This window comes from Streptomyces sp. NPDC104307, assembly GCF_055584045.1.
In genome coordinates, this window is the sequence record NZ_JBVJMU010000021.1 from 46,752 (window position 1) to 67,576 (window position 20,825).

Here is a 20,825-nt window from a genome sequence, read left to right on the forward strand (position 1 = left end):
CGGAAATGGCCGTTGCCAATCTGCCTCACATCCTGACCACACTCGCCACCAGCACATGGGCCGTCGAGGACCGTTCCCGCGCCCGTGTGGCTGCCGGTCTGGCCATTGCGATCTACGCCGGGCATACCCGAGATCAGGGCACCCCGTACGTCCAGCATCCGCTCGCCGTCGTCACGATTCTGCGGTCCGAGCTCGGCGTCACACAGTCCGAAACCCTCCTCCTCGGCCTTTTGCACGACGCCCTGGAGGTCGAACCGAGCTCAGAGGCTCTCGTTATCCACCAGCTGGGGGCAGCCTTCGCTGAACGGCTGCGCGCGATGACGCCCGACCATCGGCTCGAAAGCCGGCCCAAGGTTCCGGGCGACGAGAACCGATGGCGCGTGAAGACAGCGGCCCTCCCCGCAGAGGAACTCTTGGTACGGCTGGCCGACCGCATCCACAACCTGCGCGACCTGGCCGCCTCGCCGAACCAAGAACGCCGGCAGAAGTTCGTACGGAACCTCACAGACTTCCAGCTCCCCCTTGCCGCCGCCGCACGCTGCCTCAGCCCTCACCTGGAAGCCGCGCACACGCTGCTCAACGCCGAGTACGTCCACCACCAACAGGAGATACGCCCGTGAGACGGATCGTGTACTCCATGGAGCCGGTCGGTCGGACCGGCGGCCGGGTCTACCTCCGGATGCTTCACGAGGCGACCGCCGACGATGTCGAGTGGCGCACGGTTCCGGACCACAAGCGCACCTATCGCGTCCGCCGCTGGCGGAAGCTCCGCCACCTCGCCCGGCTGATCCCGACCGTCCGGGCGTTGAGTTCCGCCGCCACCGGCACCTTCGTGTGGGACGACCTCAGCCTGCTGCTCTTCACACCGGAGATGCGGGCCCGCACGGTGTTCCTCCTGCACCACTACGAGCCGTTGCAGCACGACTCCACTCCCGTGGAGGCCATGCTCTGGGAGCGGCTGTTCCGGGTGCTGCCGCAGTGTGCGGCCGTGGTGTGCGTATCCCCGTACTGGGCTGACTTCCTCCGGTCCCGCGGTGTCCACAACGTACGGGTGATCTACAACGCCTTCGACATGACCGAGATGGAACGGGCACGCGGCTTCGACCGAGTCGAGTGCCGCGTCGAATTCGGCCTGGCCGCGGACACGATCGGCGTGTACGCGGGCAAGGCCGTCCACTGGAAGGGCACCGCGGAGGTCGCAGCGGCTCTGGCCGGCGCACCCGGGCTGCAGGTGATCACCAGCGGCAGCAACACCATCGGCTTCGGCGGTGCGCACTACGACGTGGAGCGCGAGCGATACCTGCGGTTGCTGCGGGCATGCGACGTCGGCGTCTTCCTGCCCCGGATGCGGGAGGGCTGGAGCCGCTGCGCGGCCGAGGCACTGCTGCTCGGGCTGCCCTGCCTGATCCGACCGGTCGCGGGCCTCGGCGATCTCGCGGCCCTGACCGGCCAGCCGGCGCCAGACCTCGACCGTCTGTCGACTCAGGTCCGGGAACACGCTACAGCGAGTCGAACCGAGGCCAGGGCCGCGTACGAGGCCCTGGCCCGGTACGACCTGCACTACTTCGGAAACGCCTGGGGCGACCTTCTGGCGCAGGTCGCCTGACCGGGGTTGCCTATACCTGCGCGGCCAGCTTCTCGGCCGCGGCGTCCAGACGGGCCAGCACGCGGTCCCGGCCGAGCAGCTCCATGGACTCGAACAGCGGGAGTCCGATCGTTCGGCCGGTGACCGCGACCCGGATGGGCGCCTGGGCCTTGCCCAGCTTCAGCCCGTGCTTCTCTCCCACGGCGAGCGTGACGGCCTTCAGACCGTCCGCTTCCCAGTCCGCGACGGTGGCGAACTCGGCGCGGACATCGGCCAGGATGCCGTCGGCGCCCGCCTTCATCGCCTTGTTCCACGACGCCTCGTCCTCGACCGGCGAGTCGAGGAACAGGAAGTCCACGTTGTTGGTGATCTCGGACAGCAACGCCAGCCGGGTCTGCGCCAGCGGTGCCACCGCCTCGAAGACGGCCTGGTCGAACGCCTCCGGCTGCCACGGCGCGTACGGGGCGACGAGCCACGGGGCACAGGCAGCTGCGAACTGCGCGGGCGCCAGGGCACGGATGTAGTCGCCGTTGAACGCCGTCAGCTTCTTCACGTCGAAGAACGCCGGGGCGGTGTTGACGTCCTCGATCCGGAAGAGCTGCTCCAGCTCCTCGTACGGCATGAGCTCCCGGTCACCGCCGGGTCCCCAGCCCAGCAGCATCAGGTAGTTCACCATCGCCTCGGGAAGGAAGCCCTCGGCGAGGTAGTCCTCCAGCGCGACCTTGTCGCGACGCTTGGACAGCTTCTGCCGCTTCTCGTTCACGATCACCGGCAGGTGCGCCCACACCGGCGGCTGGGCACCGAGCGCCTCCCACAGCAGCTGCTGCTTCGGCGTGTTCGACAGGTGCTCCTCGCCGCGGATGACCTGAGTAATGCCCTCATCCAGGTCATCGACCACGTTCGCGATCAGGAAGACGGGGGATCCGTCGCCGCGGGCGATCACGAAGTCCTCGATCGCACTGTTCGGGAACGCCGGCTCCCCGCGGATCAGGTCGACCACGACGGTCTCGCCCTCATCCGGTGTCTGGAACCGCAGCGCCCGACCCTCCTCGAAGGCCAGCCCCCGGTCCCGGCAGAACCCGTCGTACCCGAGGTGCTCCGACCCGGTGCGCTCCTTCAGCTGCTCCCGGGTGCAGTCGCAGTAGTACGCCTTGCCCGCCGCGTACAGCTGCTGGGCGGCCTCGCTGTGCCGGGCCGCGTTGTGCGACTGGAAGTACGGCCCCTCGAAGGCGGTGTCCTCACCATGGATGCCGATCGCCGCGAGCGCGTTGATGATGCCGTCGATCCACTCCGGCTTGTTCCGGGCCGCGTCGGTGTCCTCGATCCGCAGGACGAACGTGCCGCCGGACTGTCGTGCCACGGCCCAGTTGTAGAGAGCGGACCGTGCGCCACCGACATGGAACATGCCAGTCGGGGACGGGGCGAAACGAACGCGAACCGGGGCAGTAGACATGTGGTCCAGCGTACCGAGGCCGGACGCCCGCCCTGGACCACCCGACTGTCCCCACGCTGTCGTTTCCGGCCGTCCACACTTTCTGTTTGTGTGTCTGCTTTCATCAGTCCCGGAGCCGCCGGTCCCCCTGTTCAAGACCTGCCGAGTGTCAGAAACCCTGGTGATCAGTACACCAGGGCCTCGTTTGGGTCAGTGGTGCCAGGCGTCGCCCCGCACGTTGTGGATCATGCGCTGGAGCACCTTGAGGGCGCGGGCGTACTCTTCGTCCGCGATGCCCTCGTGCACCTGGCGGCGCAGCTCCAACTGCCGAGCCGACGCACGGGAGTACAGCTCCCCGCCCGACTCCGTGCGCAGCAGGTGCCCGTCCTCGTCCTGGGTGACCAGGCCCCGGGCGACGAGGCTGTCGATGTCGCCCTCCAGGTCGTCGCCGGGGCTCGGGTAGTACCGGAGGAACCTGGTCAGTTCCGCGCGGTCCCAGCCCTTCGGGCGCTCACTGAGGTGGTGCAGGACCCACCAGGCGGGCTGGGTCAGGCCGAGGGCGCCGAGGGCGGTCCGGATGTTCTGGACGACCGCCTGGCCGGCCGCGTTGGCCCAGTATCCGATGGGCTGGGCGATGAGGCCGGCGTCGTCGTGGGACGGGGTGAAGGGGGCCGAGGTGCTGCTCGAAGTGGTCATGGGAAGAACGTAGAAACTCAACTCCACTTGAGGTCAAGCGCCTCGCGATGACGAGTCGGGCCCAGTCGTGGCCGCGGCACGCTCCCTACGCGCCGGCCACACCTTCCGGCGGGCCGGGTACCAGCCAGGACGGCAGTAGAGCGGTCGCCGCCGACACGAACAGGTGCCGTTCACGCGGGGCGGGGAGCGAGAGCCACGCCTCGACTATGCCGGCCTCCCCGTGCGCCATGAACCGGCTCGCGCTCTCCACGCGCCAGGCGACAGTGCCGTCCCGGCCGGGCACCGCGCGCGGGTCGCGCTCCAGGAGGGTGGCGACCGACGCGGTGAAGTGCTCGACCAGGAGCTGGTGGAGCACGGCGCTGCGGTGGCCCACCAGGCCGACCGTGTACAGGGCGTCGTAACGCTCCAGGTGGTCGAGGAGGACGCCCGAGGCCCGCTCCCAGATCTCGGGCACCGGCAGTTCCGCCGCCAGCACATCGGTGATCCACACCGCGCGGACCCGGTCCAGCTCCTCGTACAGCACCTGCTCCAGGACCTTCGCGGGGCTGGTGGCGTGCTTGTAGAAGGTGGTGCGGTTGACGCGCGCCTCGCGCACCAGGTCCGCCACCGCGATCTCCTCCACCGGGCGCTCGGACGCCAGGCGCAGGACCGCCTTCCGGAGCCGGTCCCGGGTGCGCCGGGCGCGGACGTCGAGCGGGGGTGCGGCGTCCGTCTCCTCGGCCGGCTCCGGGCCGTCGGGAAGCGGGGCGGGCGGGTGCTTCGGTGCGTGTGCTGACACGGATAGAGCTTATCGCACCCCATCTCACATGCACTGATCGACAAGTGTCTCTTTTCTTTTCGGCGCTCCGGTGCCACAATCGAGGCAGTGGCAGCGCGGCCCGTATCCAGGTCGCCGTGCGGGCCACGACCGCGCCCGCGCCCCCCGCTCGTCGAGCTCGCAGGCCCCGCGCGGCCTCCTCCTCGCCGTTGCCGAACCCGACGGCGGCGATGATTCGGACGAAAGAAGCAGCATCATGAGGGCATCTGTCACCAAGGGTCTGGGCCAGGGTTTCGTCGTCGAGGACATCGATCTCGCCGATCCGGTCGGTCATGAGGTCCGCGTCGAGGTGCGGGCCTCCGGCCTGTGCCACTCGGACCTGAGCGTCGCCACGTTCATCGGCGGCGAGTTCCCCGTCGTCCTGGGCCACGAGGTCGCCGGTGTGGTCACCGGGACCGGACCGCAGGTCACCCAGGTCAAGGAGGGCGACCACGTCGTCGGCAGCCTGATCCAGTACTGCGGGACCTGTGTGAACTGCCTCAGCGGCCGCACCCACATCTGCCGCCACCCCGAGGCCACCCTGCGTACGCCGGAGCAGCCGCCCCGGCTGAGCTGGAACGGCGCGCCGGTGGCCCAGGGCATGGGCCTGGGCGGCTTCGCCCAGGAAGCGCTGATCCACGAGAACCAGCTCGCCGTCATCCCCCGGGAGATGCCGTGGGCGCCCGCCGCGCTCATCGGGTGCGGTGTGCTCACCGGCGCCGGCGCGGTGCTGAACAGCGCGAACGTCCGACAGGGCGAGACGGTCGTCGTCATCGGAGCCGGCGGCGTCGGCATGAACGCGGTCAGCGGCGCCCGGATCGCCGGCGCGGGCACGATCATCGTGACCGACATCGAGGACGCGAAGCTGGAGCGGGCGAAGGCCTTCGGTGCCACGCATGTCGTCAACTCCCGTTCGGCCGACCCCGTCGAGGCCGTCCGTGACATCACCGGCGACGGCGCGGACCACGTCTTCGACTTCGTCGGCATCCGGTCCGTCACGGCCCAGGGCATGCGGATGCTCGGGAAGGGCGGCGGGCTGTACCTGATCGGGATCGGCGGCAACGACGCCGGGATCGACGTCTCCGCGATCTCCGCGCTGACCAACTCGCAGAAGGTCCAGGGCGTCTACATGGGCTCCTCCCACCTCAAGCGGGACATCCCCTTCTACGCCTCGATGTACCTCCAGGGGCTGATGAACCTGGACGACCTGGTCTCCAGGGAGATCGGCCTGGCCGACATCGAGAAGGGGTACGAGTCGCTGAAGGACGGTACGACCGCGCGCGTCGTCATCACCGACTTCTCCTGACGGGCCGCGCGCCCGAGGCGCGCACCTCTCACCTCGATCCCCGTCGCGGATGCCCGGGGCCGTACGGCGGTATGCGTGCGGCCCCGGCGTCTTGTCGGTCGCCTGTCAGCGCGGGCGGGGCAGTGTCGGCGCGATGTCGGCGGCCTGTCGCCGGCGGCCCGGACGCTTGCTGGAGAGCCTGCCGGAGCCCGTCCGGCGGGCCTGCGACCGGCAGGGAGCCCAGCATGACCACTCACGTCACGATCATCGGCGCCGGACTCGGCGGCCTCACGCTCGCCCGCGTCCTGCACGTCCACGGCATCCCGTCCACCGTCTACGAGGCCGAGCCCTCCCCCACGGCTCGTACCCAGGGCGGGATGCTCGACATCCACGACTACAACGGCCAGTTGGCGGTGCGGGCGGCCGGCCTGATGGACGAGTTCCGCTCCATCGTCCTGGAGGGCCGCCAGGCGATGCGGGCGCTCGACCGGGAGGGGAACGTCCTCCTCGACCAGCCCGACGACGGCACCGGCGGCCGCCCCGAGGTGCAGCGCGGCGAGCTGCGGCAGTTGCTGCTCGACGCGCTCCCGGACGGCACCGTCCGGTGGGGCCACAAGGTGAGCGGTGTCCGGAGCCTCGGCGAGGGCCGCCACGAGGTGACCTTCGCGGACGGCTCCACCGTGGTCACGGGTCTGCTGGTCGGTGCGGACGGGGCCTGGTCACGGGTCCGGCCGCTGCTCTCCGACAACGTACCCGTGTACACGGGCATGTCGTTCGTCGAGACCTACCTGTTCGACGCCGACGAGCGGCACGCCGCTGCCGCGAAGGCGGTCGGCGGCGGGTCGATGTTCGCGATCGAACCGGGCAGGATCCAGCTGGCCGCCCACCGGGAGAGCGGGGCGACGCTCCACACGTACGCGATGCTGACCGAGCCGCAGTCCTGGTTCGCCGCGATCGACTTCACCGACACCGCCGCGGCCACCCGGCGGATCGCGCAGGAGTTCGACGGCTGGGCCCCGGAGCTGACCGCCCTGATCACCGACAGCGACACCCCGCCGGTCGTACGCCCCCACCACACGCTGCCGGTCGGGCACCGGTGGGAGCGGGTGCCCGGCGTCACCCTGGTCGGTGATGCCGCCCACCTCATCCCGCCGAACGGCGAGGGCGCCAACCTGGCCATGCTGGACGGCGCGGAGCTGGGTGAGGCCCTCGCCGCGCACCCCGGCGACGTCGAAGCAGCCCTCGGAGCCTACGAGCGGGTGATGTTCCCCCGCAGCGCCGAGGTCGGCGCGGCCGAGGCCGAGGCCCCGGACAACCCCACGCTCGAAGAAGTGATCGGCTTCTTCGCGCACGGCGACGAGCCCGCCTGAGCGGCCGCCCTCTGACCGAGCCGCCCTCGGACCCGGCCGCCCTCAGACCCCGGCCGCCCTCAGACCCGGTCGACGGCTTCCCCGGCGCCGGCGGGTGCCGGTCCGGGGGCGCTCTCGCGGCGGGGCAGCAGCAGCGGGGTGGCCAGCAGGACGACCCCGGCGACGGCGATCGCGGCGCGCGGGCTCGTGACAGCGGCCAGCAGCCCCCACAGCGCGGTCATGGCCGCGATGGCGGCGCTGCTGCTGATCGACCAGGCGGACAGGGTGCGCGCCACCCGGCCGGGTTCGGTGTGGTCGAGCCGGTAGGTGGCCAGCAGCGGGTTGAACAGGGCGCAGCAGGTCACCAGGCCGAGCTGGACGAGGATGATGAGCGCCATTCCGGGGACACCGGGCCCGACGAACGCGAGTCCGACGGGCCAGCAGGCGCGCAGCGCCCCGGAGGCGGTCATCGTCCGGTGGTGGCCGAACCGCGCCGCCAGCGGGTGCGCGAGCCGTGAGCCGACGAGGCCGCCGACGCAGGGGGCGGCGAACACCAGACCGTACTGCCAGGGGGCGAAGCCGAGGGGGCCGAGCAGGAGTACGGCCAGGATCGGCGCGGAGGCCATGATCAGGCCGTTGACCACGATCGAGTTGAGGAGCAGCGGGCGCAGCGTGGGGTGGGCGAGGAGGTAGCGCCAGCCGTCGAGCAGCTCACCGGCCGGCGGCCGGGGCGCCCCCGTGCGGGCGGGGCCCGGTTCCGTTCCGCCGATGGCGCGGATACCGAGCGCAGAGAGCAGGTAGCTGACCGCGTCGGCGACCACGGTCGTCACCGGGCCGAACAGCCCGATCGCGGCCCCGCCGAGCGGCGGCCCGATCATGGTCGAGGTCCACGTCGTGGATTCGAAGCGGCCGTTCGCGACGAGCAGGTCCTTCGACGGGACGAGCGCCTTCAGATAGGCACCGCTCGCCGCCTTGAAGGCGATGTCGGCCGCCGCGACGACGACCGAGACGAGCAGGAGCTGGACGAAGCCGAGCAGACCGAGCGCGAACGCGGCGGGAATGCTCATCAGCGCAGCGAACCGGATCAGGTCCATCGCGATCATCACCGGCCGCTTGTGCCGGAACTCCATCCAGGGGCCGAGCGGCACCGCGACCAACGCCCCCACCGCCCGCCCGGCGGCGGCCAGCGCCGCGACCTGGGCCGGCCCGCTGTGCAGCACGAGCACCGCGATCAGCGGCAACGCGCCGAACCCGAGCCCGGTGCCGTACGAGCTGACCGCGTACGCCGCCCACAGCCACCCGAACCGACGCCCCAGCTTCCGTCTGCCCGCCATGCCTCACATGCCTCTCACCGGTCCGGACAGCCGCACGCCGGCCACCAGGCATCAAAGCGAGCGGGAGCGGTGAGAGCAAACAACCGGCGGGGCCGGACACAACCGCTGGTTGTGTCCCGACGCGATGCCCGGCGGGGGCGGGAACGGAGACTGCCGGCCCGTCCGGAACTCATCGCCGGACGGCTTCCTAGAACCCGCCGCCCCCGAAGTCCCCGCCACCGCCGCCGAATCCGCCGCCGTCACCGAATCCCCCGCCTCCGCCGTCTCCGAACCCGCCGCCGCCGAAGCCCGAGGAGTCGAAGTCGGAGCCGGAGAAGTCTCCGCCGCCGAAGTCGCCGCCGGAGCCGAAGTCACCGCCGCCGTACTCCGCCGCGTACGCCGGGGTGGAGAGCATCGAGCCGAGCATCGTGCCGACCAGCAGTCCGGGCAGCAGGCCGCCGCCGAAGTAGCCGCCCGCCCAGGGGCCGTAGGCCGGGCCCGCCTCCCAGTATGGGCGGCGGCTGCCGTCGCCCATGTCCACGGTGCGGCTCATCGGGTCCTCGCCGTCGCGCAGCCGGATCTCGTCGGCGCCGCAGACCGGGACCTCGCGGGCCGCGCCGCCCGACGGGGACCAGCGGACGTCGGCCACCGAGGGGCCGTGGCGCGGGTCGAAGAAGCAGGGCGGGCGGCGCGCGGGCAGTTCGGCGCCGGTGCGCCGGGCGTCCAGGACGGCGAGCGAGAAGCGCCCGTCCTCCAGTGCCTGGGTCACTCCGCGCACGTCGGAGGGGTGCCGGGCGTGCTCCATGCGGGATTTGGCGCTCTCGTAGGAGTCGAGGGCGCGTTCGTAGTCCGCGCGCATCGAGTCGTCGGCGCCCGCCTCCGCCGGATGGAAGTCGAGCCGGTCCAGCGTCTCGCCGTACTCCGTGATGTCCTCGTCCACCACGACCCGGAGCTTGTCGAGCGCCGCCTGCTCCTCCGTCTCCTTGCGCCTGCGGTTGCGGCGGACGATCGTGTAGGCGCCCGCGCCGCCGAGGACCACCACCGCGCCGACCGCGATCAGCCCGGCGGTGGACGAGCTCCCGCCGGACGAGGAGCCGCCCCAGGAGTCGGGGGCGTGGCCCCTGGCCTGTTCGACTGCCCGGTCCACGAAGCCGTTCAGCTGGGTCGCGGCGTCGGGGTCCGCGCCCGGCGCCTTCACTGCGGCGGTGAGGTTGCGTACCGCCTGCCCGGACATCACCTGTGGGTCGGCGCCCGCGTTGAAGCCGTCGCCGAGCCGGATGGCGTAGACGCCGGTGATCCCGGTGTCGGTGCGCACCGTCCTGAGCACGCTCGACGCGGGGAAGGCCGAGGTCTGCGGGAGCACGGCCACGAACACCGGCTTGTCCGCGTCCTTGATCTTCTTCGTCAGGGCCGCCGCCTGGCCGCGGGAGAGCTGCGCAGAGGCGGCCGGGTCCACGTACACCGGGCTCTTGCGCAGCGCCCGCGCCACGTCTTCGACGGTGGAGGCACGCGTGGCCGAAGTGACGGCGGGGGCGGCGGGAGTGGCAGGCGGGGCGAGCGCCAGGACCAGGGCGGCCGCCGACAGGAGCGCCAGCAGCCCGGCCAGGAGCGCAGGGAGCAGGAAGGTCGGGAACGGTCTGTTCCGCATACCTCGAACGTAACCCACACGGCCGATCGCTGCGTCCCGGGACCGGTGGGTCCTGGCCTGGATTCCCCGGGACGCCCCGTCCGGCAGCTCTGCCGGACGGGGCGTCCCGTCGCCGGGCCCGCGTGGGGCCGGGCGACGGGAGGCCTACTTCTTCTGCTCGACCTTGACCCAGTCGATCTCGGCCTTGATGCCGCCCTGGGCGACCCGGTCGACGCTGGACTGCGGCAGGCCCCAGTACGGCTCGGTGACCTTGTTCCAGCCGGCCGGGTAGGCGCCGCCGAGGGCCAGGTTGAGGATCACGTACTGGTTGTGGTCGAAGACCCACTGCCCCCGGGTGGACTCCAGCTTCTGCCGGGAGGTCTTCTGGACGACCCGGTCGTCGACGGTGAACGTCATGCCCTCCGGCGTCCACTCGACGCCGTAGGTGTGCCACTCGTCGGCGCGCCCGCCGTCGGCGTAGGTCTGCTGCGCGCCGATGTTGCCGTCGGCCGAGTAGCCGGGTCCGTGCAGCGCGGAGCTGGTCCAGTCCCCGTAGCCGATGTTCTCCATGATGTCCGTCTCGCCCGAGCCCGGCCAGGAGACCGTCGGGTCGTCGACGTTGCTGCCGAGCATCCAGAACGCGGGCCAGTAGCCGTCCCCGACCGGCAGCTTCATCCTGGCGCTGACCTTGCCGTAGGTGAAGTCGAACTTGGTGTTGGTGTCGATCCGGCCGGAGGTGAAGTCGAAGGTGCCGTTGGGTGTGGAGGTGCAGCCCTTGCAGTACTTCGACTCCAGGACGAGCGCGCCGTTCTCGGTGCGGATGTTGTCCGGCGAGTCGACGTAGGCCTGCGACTCACCGTTGACCGGCCCCATCTCCGTACCCGTGCGCACCACCCGCCACTTGGAGCGGTCCAGGCCGGAGTCCGTGAAGTCGTCGAAGAACGTGGTGCTGTAGGCGCCGCCGGGGTCCTTGGGCAGGGCCGGGTAGGCGGCGTCCGCGCTGCCGCCGGTGCCCCAGACCTGGAACTCGTAGAGCGAGTAGCCGAACTGCGCGGTGGCGGGAGCCGGGTTGTAGAAGGAGCGGCGCTCCACGCCGAGCATCCGGACGTAGCGGCCGGTCGCCGGGGTGGGCAGGGTGACGGTGTCGTGGCGTCCGGCGGCGTCGCCCGGCGCCTTGATGTCGGCGCGGCGGGCGGCGACCTCGTCGGCGGTGGGCTGGTAGACGGTGCGCCAGGTGCTGTTGTCGTCGGACACCTGGATGCGGTAGTCGACGCCGTACGCCGCCTCCCAGTACAGGTCGACCGAGTCGATGGTGGAGGTGGCCCCGAGGTCGACGCTCACCCAGCGCTCTGCGTTCCAGTCGCTCGACCAGCGGGACTGGCCGCCCTTGAGGTCGGCCGGCCAGCCGCCGTCGGTGACGAAGGCGGGTGAACTGCCCGCGTCCTGGTAGAGGTTGCCGTACGCGGGGTGGTTCAGGGCCAGGTTGGTGCGGGTGGTGGAGGCGGGCGCGGGCTCGCCCCCGTACACCTTGAAGGCGGACAGCGCGTAGCCGCCTCCGGTGGCACGCTGGATGCCGCGCATCCGGACGTAGCGGCCGGTGGCCTCCTGCGGGTAGGTGTGGGCGGTGACGCTGCCGCCGGTGCCGGCGTCCTCGGTGTAGAACGTCGTCCAGTCGGTGCCGTTCTTCGACACCTCCAGGGCGTACTGCTTGCCGTAGGACGCCTCCCAGTCCAGGGTGACCTGGCTGATCCGGTAGTCGGCGCCGAGGTCGACCCGGAGCCAGGCGTCGTCGGCGGCGTTGCTCGACCAGTGGGTGGCGGCGTCGCCGTCCGCGGCGGCGCCGGGACCGGTGGCGTCGTTCTCGCTGCCGGACGCGGTGACGGCGTCCGGGTTCGCGGTGTGGGCGGCGGCCGTCAGGTCGGTGTCCCAGGCCGCGGCCCGCACGGCGGCCCGCGAGGGGGCGGGCGCCGCGAAGGCCATGGGGGCGGCGAGGGCGATCAGAGCTGCGGTGGTGGCTGCCAGAGTCGTACGAGAGGGCACGGTGGGGCTCCCGTTCGTATCAAAGGTGCGCGGCCGCGCACGCGGCTACGCGTTGCGGGTGTGGTGGATGGTGTCGCGGTACCACTTGGCGCTGTCCTTGAGCGTCCGCACCTGCGTGTCGTAGTCGACGCGGACGATGCCGAATCGCTTGTCGTAGCCGTAGGACCACTCGAAGTTGTCCATCAGCGACCAGGCGAAGTACCCCCGGACGTCGGCCCCTTGGGAGCGGGCGGCGGCGACGGCGGCGATGTGGTCGGCGAGATAGGTGGTGCGCTCCGCGTCGTGGATCGCGCCGTCCTCGGAGACGGTGTCGTCGAACGCGGCGCCGTTCTCGGTGATGACCGTCGGGAGACCGTAGTCCTTCTCCAGGCGGACGAGCAGGTCGGTGAGGGCGGTGGGGGTGATCTCCCAGTCCATGGCGGTACGGGGCAGGTCGCGCTCGACGACGCGGGTGACGGGCAGGCCGTCGGCGTCGAGCACCGCGCCCTGTTCGGTGACGCCGGAGAAGAGCGAGCCCCGGTAGAAGTTGACGCCGAGGACGTCCAGCGGGGTGGCGATGACCGCGAGGTCGCCTTCCTGGACCGGGAGTTCGATTCCCTGGACGGCGAGGTCGGTGACGATGTCCTCGGGGTAGGCGCCCTTGACGACCGGGTCCAGGTAGAGGCGGGCGCCGAGTCCGTCGGCGCGGCGGCAGGCCTCCGCGTCCTCGTGGCTGTCCGTCTCGGGGGTGGCGGTGCCCAGGTTGAGGGTGAGGCCGAGCTCCAGCTCGTTGCCCCGGGCGGCGGCCTGCTCGCGCAGGTACCGCGAGGCGAGGCCGTGGCCCAGCAGCAGGTGGTGGACGGCGTGGATCGCCTCGCCGAAGTTCTGCCGGCCGGGGGCCTGGTTGCCGTAGGCGTAGCCGAGCATCGCCGAGCACCACGGCTCGTTCAGCGTGGTCCAGTGCTTCACCCGGTCACCCAGGGCGTCGTAGGCGAGGGCCGCGTACTCGGCGAACCGGTAGGCGGTGTCACGGGCCGGCCAGCCGCCCGCGTCCTCCAGCTCCTGCGGCAGGTCCCAGTGGTAGAGGGTGATCCACGGGGTGACGCCCTTGTCGTCCAGCTCGTCGATCAGCCGCTTGTAGAAGTCGAGACCCTTGGCGTTGGCGGGGCCCCGGCCGCCGGGCTGGATGCGCGGCCAGGCCAGCGAGAAGCGGTACGTGTCGACGCCCAGGCCCGCGATCAGCGAGACGTCCTCCGGCATCCGGTGGTAGTGGTCGCAGGCCACATCGCCGTTCTCACCGCGGACGACCATGCCCGGCACCCCGCAGTACGTGTCCCAGATCGAGGGCGTCCGGCCGTCCTCCGCCGCCGCCCCCTCGATCTGGTAGGCGGCTGTGGCGACGCCCCAGCGGAAGTCCGCGGGCAGACCGGGAACGGCCTGGGCGGCGATCTCGCGGGCGTAGGCCTGGGGGGTGACGAGGTTCATGGTTCTCCTGTGGTGTGCGGGACTTGGAGCCAGGACGTGTCGTCAAACTGCCGTCGTCGCCCGGAGGGCGGCCAGTTCGACGACAGGCCCTACGACCGGGCGGCCGGTACGTGGCCGGCGGGGGCCGGGGCCTCCCGGTGGAGCCAGCAGGCCACCGAGCGGGAGCTGTCCCCGTTCGGTGCGGCGAGCACCGGGACGTGCGTGTCGCAGCCCTCGACCTTCTTGGCGCAGCGGGGGTGGAAGGCGCAGCCGGCGGGCATCGCGGACAGGTGCGGGGGCGAGCCCGGGATGCCGCTGAGTTCGCGCCGGGGGCCGTGCAGCGCGGGGAAGGAGTGCAGCAGTCCGTCGCTGTAGGGGTGGCGGGGGTCGCGGTAGATGTCGGCGGACGCGGCCTCCTCGACGATCCGGCCGCCGTACATGATCGCGATCCGGTCGGAGAACTCGATCAGGAGCGAGATGTCGTGCGTGATGAAGACGACGGAGAAGCCGAGCTCCTCACGGAGCCTGACCAGCTGGCGCAGGATCTGCCGCTGCATGACGACGTCCAGGGCCGTCGTCGGCTCGTCCATGATGACGACCTCGGGTTCCAGCGCGAGGGCCATCGCGATCATCACGCGCTGGCGCATTCCGCCGGAGAGCTGGTGCGGGTAGGCGGCCAGCCGGTCGGCGGAGATCCCGACGAGCTTCAGGAGCTCCTGGGCGCGTGCGGTGCGCTCGGTGCGCTTCATCTCCGGGCGGTGGGCCTGGAGTACGTCGGTGAGCTGGCTGTGGACCGTGTGCACCGGGTTGAGGGAGTTCATCGCGCCCTGGAAGACGATCGACAGCTCCTGCCAGCGGAAGGCACGCAGTTCGGGCGCGGACAGGGTCAGCAGGTCGAGCGTCCCGCCGTCGCGCTGGTGGTAGCGGACCTCGCCGCCGGTGATCACACCGGGCGGGGAGAGCAGCCGGGTGACGGCGTACGCCAGCGTGGACTTGCCCGAGCCGGACTCGCCCGCGAGGCCGAGCACCTCGCCCCGGTGCAGGGTGAGGTCGATGTCGCGCAGCGCGTGCACGGCGTCGTCCCCGGTCCCGTAGTCGACGTTGAGGCCGCTGATGCTGAGGACGGGCTCACTCATGAGCGGTTCTCCTTCCCGGGGTCGCCCGTACGGGCCACGGGGGTGAAGCCGACCCGCATCCGGACCTTGCGGGAGCCGCCGGTCTCGGTGCGCAGGCGCGGGTTGACGAATTCGTCGATGCCGAAGTTGATGAGGGCGAGGGACATGCCGAGCAGCGCGATGCAGAGCCCGGCCGGTACGAACCACCACCACGCGCCCTGGGCCAGGGCCTGGTTGGACTGCGCCCAGAACAGGACGGTCCCCCAGTTCCAGTTGGAGATGTCCGCGACGCCGATGAAGGCGAGGGTGATCTCGGAGAGGATCGCGAAGATGACGGTGCCGACGAAGCCGGAGGCGATGACGGCGGTCAGGTTCGGCATCACCTCGAAGAAGATGACCCGCCAGGTCGACTCGCCGGTGGCGCGGGCCGCCTCCACGTAGTCCCGGCGGCGCAGCGAGAGCGTCTGGGCACGCAGCACCCGTGCTCCCCAGGCCCAGGAGGTCAGGGCGATGACGCCGGCGATCAGCAGGTCTCCGGTGTCGGAGACGAAGCTCGCGATGATGATGATCAGCGGCAGTCCGGGGATGACCAGGAACACGTTGGAGAGCAGCGAGAGCACCTCGTCGGCGGTGCCGCCGAGGAAGCCGGCGCTGACGCCGATCAGTACGGACAGGATCGTGGCGAGGATGCCCGCGATGAATCCGACGACGAGGACGCCCCGGGTGCCGACGAGGATCTGCGAGAGCACGTCCTGACCGGTCTGGGTGGTGCCGAACCAGTGCGCCCCGGAGGGCGGCTGGAGCAGTTCCTTGCCCATGGTGTCCGGGTCGTAGGGGGCGATCCATGGGCCGATGACGGCGATCAGCACGAAGAAGAGCAGGATGCAGAGCCCGACGACGGTCTTGCGTCCGCGCAGGAACCGGAACTTGCGCTTGCTGGCGGCCGGGGTCTCGGCCGCGTCGAGTACGGCGACCTCTGTGGCGGTGACGGCCATGTCCTAGGCCTCCCTTCGGGTACGGGGGTCGAGGACCATGTAGAGGACGTCGGCGAGGAGGTTCGCCGCCAGGACGGAGAGCGTGATGATGAGGAAGACGCCCTGCATCAGGGGGTAGTCCTTGGCGCCCACGCCCTGGAAGAGCTGGTAGCCGATGCCCGGGTAGGAGAAGACCATCTCCACCAGCAGGGTGCCGCCGACGATGAAGCCGAGCGAGAGCGCGAAGCCGGAGATGTTGGGCAGGATCGCGTTGCGGGCGGCGTATCCGAACATCACCCGGCGCTCGGAGAGCCCCTTGGCCTGGGCGACCATGACGTAGTCCTCGGAGGAGACCGTCACCATCATGTTGCGCATGCCGAGGATCCAGCCGGCCACCGCGCTGAGCACGATGGTGAGGCCGGGCAGCACGCCGTGGTAGAGGGCGCTGGAGATGAAGGGCCAGTCGAAGGCGGGCACGAGCGAGTTGTCGTAGCCGCCGGCGGCCGGGAAGAGCGGCCACTTCACGGCGAACAGCGAGATGGCGATGAGGCCGAGCCAGAAGTACGGGATGGCGGAGATGAAGGTGGTGACGGGCAGCAGGCTGTCCAGCCATGAACCGCGCCGCCAGCCGGTGAAGACCCCGATGCCGGTGCCGAGCACGAAGCTGATCAGCGTGGTGATGCCGACGAGCGCGAGCGTCCACGGCAGCGACTGGGCGATGACCTCGCTGACCGGGGTCGGGAAGAAGGTGAACGACAGGCCGAGGTCGCCGTCGAGCAGGTGGCCCCAGTAGTCGGTGTACTGCTGCCAGATCGACTGGTGCTTGTCCAGGCCGAAGAGTGCTTCGAGGGAGGCGATGGCGCTGGTGTCCAGCTGTCCCTGGAACCGGGCGATGAGCGCCTGCACCGGGTCGCCGGGCATCAGGCGCGGGATGAGGAAGTTGATGGTGATCGCCGCCCATGCGGTGACCAGGTAGAAGGCGAGCCTCTGGAGCAGGTACTTCACTTCGCGGCCTCCTTCTCGTGGTCGGCGGCGCGGCCGGCGCCGTCCGCGTACAGCCAGCAGGCCGCCCACTGGCCGTCGGCCAGGTCGAATCGGGGCGGCAGCTCGGTGCGGCAGCGCTCCATCGCCTTGGGGCAGCGCGGGTGGAAGCGGCAGCCGGCCGGTGGGTCGATGAGCGAGGGGGGCTCGCCGCTGCCGGTCTCCTCCTGCTCCTCCTCCGCGACCACCCGGTCCGGGTCGGGCGCCGAGGCGATCAGCAGCTGGGTGTAGGGGTGGGCGGGGCGCTGGGTGACGGTCTCGCTGTCGCCGCCCTCCACGATCCGGCCCGCGTACATCACCAGCGTGGAGTCCGCGAAGTAGCGGGCGGAGGCGATGTCGTGGGTGATGTAGAGGATCGCGAGGTGCATGCGGTCCTTGAGGTCCTTGAGCAGGTTGAGGACCCCGAGCCGGATCGAGACGTCCAGCATCGAGACGGGCTCGTCCGCCAGGAGGACCTGGGGGTCGGCGCCGAGCGCGCGGGCGATGGCCACGCGCTGGCGCTGACCTCCCGACAGCTCGTGCGGGAACTTGTCCAGGTACTGATGAGGAGGAGTCAGCTGGACGCGGTTCAGCAGAGCGGTCAGGTTCTGTTCCAGTTCCGCCTCGCCGTTCCCCGCCCGGCCGTGGATCTTCAGTGACCGGGTGAGGTGGTAGCGCACGGTGTGCACCGGGTTCAGCGAGGCGAACGGGTCCTGGAAGATGAGCTGGACCCGGCGTACGTAACTGCGGAAGGACCGGCCACGTCCGGCCTTCACCGGCTGCCCGCCCAGGTGGATCTCGCCCTCGGTGAGCGGATACAGCTGGGCGAGCAGTCTGGCGACGGTGGACTTCCCGGAGCCCGACTCCCCCACCAGTGCCGTGACGGTGCCGCGCCGCAGTTTCAGCGAGACGTCGTCGACGGCGTGGACGGTACGGCGCTTGCCCGCGAGGAGATCGCGGCCGGTGCGCCGAACGGCGAAGTGTTTGGTGACTCCGCGTGCTTCGAGCACGATGTGGTCTTTTTCGAACTGTTCAGACATGGCCGGTACCTGGTCCCTGCGTCCTACTTGGCGGGCTTGAGCTTCAGCACGATCTCCAGCGCAGAGCGCTGGGTGTGCTGGGGGTCGGCGTACGGGTCGGCCTCCGTGGGCCAGCCCACCCAGTTCTTGGTGGAGTACTCCGCCCCGATGGGCGCCGCCGCCGTCGGGATCATCGGCGCCTGCTCGACCATGATCTTCTGCAGGGTGTTCATCGCGGTGATGCGGGTGGTGTCGGACGTGGCGTTGGCGAAGTCCTTGAGCGCCTCGGTGGCCTCCGTGCTCTTGAAGCGGCCGAAGTTGCCCTGCTGGGAGGGCTTGCCGATGGGCTGGAGCAGCGCGCCGTCCATGATGTTCTGGTACATGTCGTACGGGGTCGCGCCGCTGTTGGTCCAGTGCAGGGTGGCGTCGAAGTTGCCGTTGGCCACGTCGGCGGTCCAGGCGTCGGCCGTCTGCGTCTTGACCTTGGCGTCGATGCCGAGCTGCTTGATGTTGTCCTTGATGATCGCGAGGCCGGTGATGTAGTCGTTCCAGCCGGCCGGGTCGGTGAAGGTCAGCTTCACGGCCTTGCCGCTCGGGTCCTTCAGCACGCCGCCGCTGAGCGTGAAGCCGGCCTTCTCCAGGACCTTCTTGGCGCCGTCGACGTCGGGCTTGGTGGTGGCGTTCTTGTACTCGGGAGCGATGAAGGACTTACCGGCGGGCAGCGGGATGCCGGTCGGGTTGGTGATCTCCGGGTAGAGGGTCGCCTCGGCCTGGGTGTAGATGGCGTTGCGGTCGACGACCATCGCCATGGCCTTGCGCAGCGCCGGGTTGTCGAACGGCTTGCGGGCGGTGTTGAACCAGAGGCCGTGGATGCCGAGGCCGGACGGGAACCACAGCTTGTGGTTCTTGGGGTCCTTGGATATGAACAGCTGCTTGTAGTTCGGCATGAAGACGAACGACCACTCCAGCTTGCCGCTGGCCAGCGCGGTGGTGGCGGCGCTGTTGTCGTTGTAGGTGCTGTAGCGCAGCTCCTTGACCTTCGTCGAGCCCTTCCAGTAGGTGGGCGTGGCGGTCAGGGTGGTGGTCTGCGGGGTGAACGTCTTCAGCTTGTACGGGCCGGAGCCGACGGGTGTGCGGTTGGGCCAGGTCTCCGGGTCCTTGACGCCTTCCCAGATGTGCTTGGGCACGATGAACTGCTGGATGATCTTGTTCTGGTTGACGTACTGCGAGTCGTCGAAGGTCAGCACGACCTTCTTGCCCTCGACCTTCACCCCGCCCCACGCGATGCCGTCCTGGTTGAGCGCCGGGTGCTTCTTCAGCATGTTGAAGGTGAACGCGACGTCGTCGGCGGTCAGCGGCTTGCCGTCGGCCCACTTGGCCTTGTCGTCGAGGGTGAAGGTGACCTTGGTGAAGTTGAGGTCCCACTTCCACTCCGTCGCCAGCCACGGCTTGGCCTTCTCGGCGGGCCGGATCTGCCTGACCATCGCGAGCGGCTCGTAGATCATGTACCGGTAGCCGAGGGTGGCGCCCGCCGACGTGTTGAGGAAGGGGTTGCTGTTGTTCGTCTGCGGCCCGTCCGGCTTGCCGATGTTCAGGACGCCCGACGCGGCGCCGCCGCTCTTCTTGTTGTTCGAGTTGGCTGACGAGCATCCGGCGGCGAGCGCGACCACCGCGGTGGCGAGCGCGACCGCTCTGAGCGTGTGACGGCGTGCGGACATAACGACTCCAGGAGGGACTGGCGGGTCTGGGAGATCCGGAAACGGACAGCGCTCGGCGCGCCGGGTACGGGCTGGTGCGGGTGCTGATGCGGTGCGGGTGCGCGCAGCCGGCTGCTGCGCGGAGTACGGGAGCGGTGGGGCCGTGGCCGGCCCCGGCCGCTAGGGCGCCGAGTGGCGCACGACCAGTTCGGTGGGCAGCACGAGGGGTGCGTCGGGTACAGCCGTGCCGCCCAGGTGCGAGAGCAGCATCCGCGCGGCCGTCTCACCCATCTGCCGGGTGGGCTGGCGCACGGTGGTGAGCGGCGGTTCGGTGTGCTCGGCCATCGGGATGTCGTCGAAGCCGACCACCGCGATGTCGCCGGGGACGGACCGTCCCGCGGCGCGCAGCGCCCGCAGCACGCCTGCCGCGGTGATGTCGTTGTGCGCGAAGACCGAGTCGAACTCCACCCCGGAGGCGAGGAGTTGCTCCACGGCCAGCCGGCCGCAGATCTCGGTGAAGTCGCCGCGGACGACGAGCTCCGTGGGCAGCACGGAGACGAATCCCGCGAGCCGGTCGCGTACGCAGCCGAAGTCGTGGGGTCCCGTGATGACCAGGGGTTTGGTGCGCCCGGCAGCCCGCAGATGGCGGGCGGCCGACGCGCCTCCCTCGTGGTTGGTGGTCACGACGGAGGGGAACTCGGGGTGGTGGCCGCGATCGTCGATCAGCACGATCGGCAGGCCGGCGCGGTGCAGTGCGGTGAGGTGGTCGAGGGTGTTCTCGGGTTCGACCACGACGAGTCCGTCGAAGGCCCGCGCCGACACCTGGCTGGTGAAGCGCTCCACGGACTCGGCCCCGCGGTTGCAGGTGAAGAGCAGCAGACCGTAGTCGGCGGCCTCGACGGTGTCGACGACGCCCTGAAGCACCTCGCCCATCCACGGCCAGGTCAGCGAGGGCACCAGCATGCCGACCGTGCGGCTGCTGCCGCGGGCCAGACCGACGGCGCCCGAGCTGGGCACATAACCGAGCTGTGCGATCACTTCACGAACACGGGCGGCCGTTGAACCGTCCACTTCGCCCTTGGTGTTGATGACCCGGGACACGGTCGTCTTGCTGACGCCGGCCTCGCGGGCGACATCAGCGATGGTGACACGCATCGGAGGGCCTCCAGGACACCACAGGACAGAGCGAACGGCCGGTCGTGGAACCGGTACCGCAACCGGTTCCGGAACCGGTACCGGCGTTGGTGGCGTGAGTTAACCCCGCCGACACAGAGCCGTCAATACTTCACACCGAGATTGGTCCGTACCCATCCTTCGAGCTGCGAGGAAGGCCGATGCGTTCAAGTCCTGAACACGCATACTCTTGACGTGGGTGCCTGAGGGCAGTTCACTCAGGCCTCATCAGCAACTCCGTGCATGAGGGCAGTTCACTCA

At 70.4% G+C, this 20,825-nt stretch carries 17 protein-coding genes; 4 read left to right on the top strand and 13 right to left on the bottom strand.

The genetic code is table 11. The features are described from left to right. Positions 1-5 precede the first annotated feature (5 nt). Positions 6-620 (top strand): HD domain-containing protein, encoded by a 615-nt coding sequence (locus ACZ601_RS34775; protein WP_469545481.1) that lies wholly within the window; start codon positions 6-8, stop codon positions 618-620. Next, positions 617-1,606 (top strand): glycosyltransferase, encoded by a 990-nt coding sequence (locus ACZ601_RS34780; protein ID WP_469545348.1) that lies wholly within the window; start codon positions 617-619, stop codon positions 1,604-1,606. The genes ACZ601_RS34775 and ACZ601_RS34780 overlap by 4 nt, the downstream gene beginning before the upstream one ends. A gap of 10 nt (positions 1,607-1,616) precedes the next feature. On the opposite strand, the gene gltX is transcribed toward ACZ601_RS34780, so the two are convergent. The 3 genes from gltX to ACZ601_RS34795 form a co-directional block, all read right to left on the bottom strand. Further along, positions 1,617-2,990, bottom strand: a complete 1,374-nt coding sequence (gene gltX, locus ACZ601_RS34785; RefSeq protein ID WP_469545483.1) for a glutamate--tRNA ligase — start codon at positions 2,988-2,990, stop codon at positions 1,617-1,619. Positions 2,991-3,227: 237 nt separating this feature from the next. Beyond that, a complete protein-coding gene (locus ACZ601_RS34790; RefSeq protein ID WP_469545350.1) occupies positions 3,228-3,713 on the bottom strand; it encodes a MarR family winged helix-turn-helix transcriptional regulator in 486 nt (161 codons plus the stop codon). Positions 3,714-3,798: 85 nt separating this feature from the next. After that, positions 3,799-4,491, bottom strand: coding sequence for a TetR/AcrR family transcriptional regulator (locus ACZ601_RS34795; RefSeq protein ID WP_469545351.1), 693 nt, complete (start codon positions 4,489-4,491; stop codon positions 3,799-3,801). Between the two features lie 235 nt (positions 4,492-4,726). On the opposite strand from ACZ601_RS34795, the gene ACZ601_RS34800 reads away from it, so the two are divergent. Both ACZ601_RS34800 and ACZ601_RS34805 read left to right on the top strand, forming a co-directional pair. After that, a complete protein-coding gene (locus tag ACZ601_RS34800; protein ID WP_469545353.1) occupies positions 4,727-5,815 on the top strand; it encodes a zinc-binding dehydrogenase in 1,089 nt (362 codons plus the stop codon). 224 nt (positions 5,816-6,039) lie between these two features. Beyond that, on the top strand, positions 6,040-7,164 hold the full coding sequence (locus ACZ601_RS34805; RefSeq protein WP_469545355.1) for an FAD-dependent oxidoreductase: 1,125 nt from the start codon (positions 6,040-6,042) through the stop codon (positions 7,162-7,164). A 59-nt stretch (positions 7,165-7,223) separates the two neighbouring features. Here ACZ601_RS34805 and ACZ601_RS34810 read toward each other — a convergent pair whose 3' ends face one another. From ACZ601_RS34810 to ACZ601_RS34855, 10 genes are all read right to left on the bottom strand, one after another. Continuing rightward, a complete protein-coding gene (locus ACZ601_RS34810) occupies positions 7,224-8,477 on the bottom strand; it encodes an MFS transporter (protein WP_469545357.1) in 1,254 nt (417 codons plus the stop codon). 187 nt (positions 8,478-8,664) lie between these two features. Then, positions 8,665-10,104, bottom strand: a complete 1,440-nt coding sequence (locus ACZ601_RS34815; RefSeq protein ID WP_469545359.1) for a hypothetical protein — start codon at positions 10,102-10,104, stop codon at positions 8,665-8,667. 144 nt (positions 10,105-10,248) lie between these two features. Next, positions 10,249-12,123: a discoidin domain-containing protein gene (locus ACZ601_RS34820; RefSeq protein WP_469545361.1), complete on the bottom strand. Its 1,875-nt coding sequence runs from the start codon at positions 12,121-12,123 to the stop codon at positions 10,249-10,251. 45 nt (positions 12,124-12,168) lie between these two features. Further along, positions 12,169-13,587, bottom strand: coding sequence for a GH1 family beta-glucosidase (locus ACZ601_RS34825; protein ID WP_469545364.1), 1,419 nt, complete (start codon positions 13,585-13,587; stop codon positions 12,169-12,171). A gap of 89 nt (positions 13,588-13,676) precedes the next feature. After that, positions 13,677-14,702, bottom strand: a complete 1,026-nt coding sequence (locus ACZ601_RS34830) for an ABC transporter ATP-binding protein (RefSeq protein ID WP_469545366.1) — start codon at positions 14,700-14,702, stop codon at positions 13,677-13,679. Beyond that, entirely contained in the window at positions 14,699-15,676 is a 978-nt protein-coding gene (locus ACZ601_RS34835) for an ABC transporter permease (protein ID WP_440576843.1), read from the bottom strand. The genes ACZ601_RS34830 and ACZ601_RS34835 overlap by 4 nt, the downstream gene beginning before the upstream one ends. 3 nt (positions 15,677-15,679) lie before the next feature. Beyond that, positions 15,680-16,660, bottom strand: a complete 981-nt coding sequence (locus ACZ601_RS34840; protein WP_440576842.1) for an ABC transporter permease — start codon at positions 16,658-16,660, stop codon at positions 15,680-15,682. Further along, a complete protein-coding gene (locus tag ACZ601_RS34845; RefSeq protein ID WP_469545369.1) occupies positions 16,657-17,715 on the bottom strand; it encodes an ABC transporter ATP-binding protein in 1,059 nt (352 codons plus the stop codon). The genes ACZ601_RS34840 and ACZ601_RS34845 overlap by 4 nt, the downstream gene beginning before the upstream one ends. A 23-nt stretch (positions 17,716-17,738) precedes the next feature. Next, positions 17,739-19,412, bottom strand: coding sequence for an ABC transporter substrate-binding protein (locus ACZ601_RS34850; protein ID WP_469545372.1), 1,674 nt, complete (start codon positions 19,410-19,412; stop codon positions 17,739-17,741). 159 nt (positions 19,413-19,571) lie between these two features. Then, positions 19,572-20,546, bottom strand: a complete 975-nt coding sequence (locus tag ACZ601_RS34855; RefSeq protein ID WP_440576839.1) for a LacI family DNA-binding transcriptional regulator — start codon at positions 20,544-20,546, stop codon at positions 19,572-19,574. Between the last annotated feature and the right edge of the window lie 279 nt (positions 20,547-20,825).

What these genes read in the sequence shown, in the direction of transcription:
- ACZ601_RS34775 (WP_469545481.1), top strand. Translation starts at nt 6, where the DNA reads ATGGCCGTTGCCAATCTGCCTCACATCCTGACCACACTCGCCACCAGC.
- gltX (WP_469545483.1), bottom strand. Translation starts at nt 2,990, where the DNA reads ATGTTCCATGTCGGTGGCGCACGGTCCGCTCTCTACAACTGGGCCGTG.
- ACZ601_RS34790 (WP_469545350.1), bottom strand. Translation starts at nt 3,713, where the DNA reads ATGACCACTTCGAGCAGCACCTCGGCCCCCTTCACCCCGTCCCACGAC.
- ACZ601_RS34800 (WP_469545353.1), top strand. Translation starts at nt 4,727, where the DNA reads ATGAGGGCATCTGTCACCAAGGGTCTGGGCCAGGGTTTCGTCGTCGAG.
- ACZ601_RS34805 (WP_469545355.1), top strand. Translation starts at nt 6,040, where the DNA reads ATGACCACTCACGTCACGATCATCGGCGCCGGACTCGGCGGCCTCACG.
- ACZ601_RS34810 (WP_469545357.1), bottom strand. Translation starts at nt 8,477, where the DNA reads ATGGCGGGCAGACGGAAGCTGGGGCGTCGGTTCGGGTGGCTGTGGGCG.
- ACZ601_RS34815 (WP_469545359.1), bottom strand. Translation starts at nt 10,104, where the DNA reads ATGCGGAACAGACCGTTCCCGACCTTCCTGCTCCCTGCGCTCCTGGCC.
- ACZ601_RS34825 (WP_469545364.1), bottom strand. Translation starts at nt 13,587, where the DNA reads ATGAACCTCGTCACCCCCCAGGCCTACGCCCGCGAGATCGCCGCCCAG.
- ACZ601_RS34830 (WP_469545366.1), bottom strand. Translation starts at nt 14,702, where the DNA reads ATGAGTGAGCCCGTCCTCAGCATCAGCGGCCTCAACGTCGACTACGGG.
- ACZ601_RS34835 (WP_440576843.1), bottom strand. Translation starts at nt 15,676, where the DNA reads ATGGCCGTCACCGCCACAGAGGTCGCCGTACTCGACGCGGCCGAGACC.
- ACZ601_RS34845 (WP_469545369.1), bottom strand. Translation starts at nt 17,715, where the DNA reads ATGTCTGAACAGTTCGAAAAAGACCACATCGTGCTCGAAGCACGCGGA.
- ACZ601_RS34850 (WP_469545372.1), bottom strand. Translation starts at nt 19,412, where the DNA reads ATGTCCGCACGCCGTCACACGCTCAGAGCGGTCGCGCTCGCCACCGCG.
- ACZ601_RS34855 (WP_440576839.1), bottom strand. Translation starts at nt 20,546, where the DNA reads ATGCGTGTCACCATCGCTGATGTCGCCCGCGAGGCCGGCGTCAGCAAG.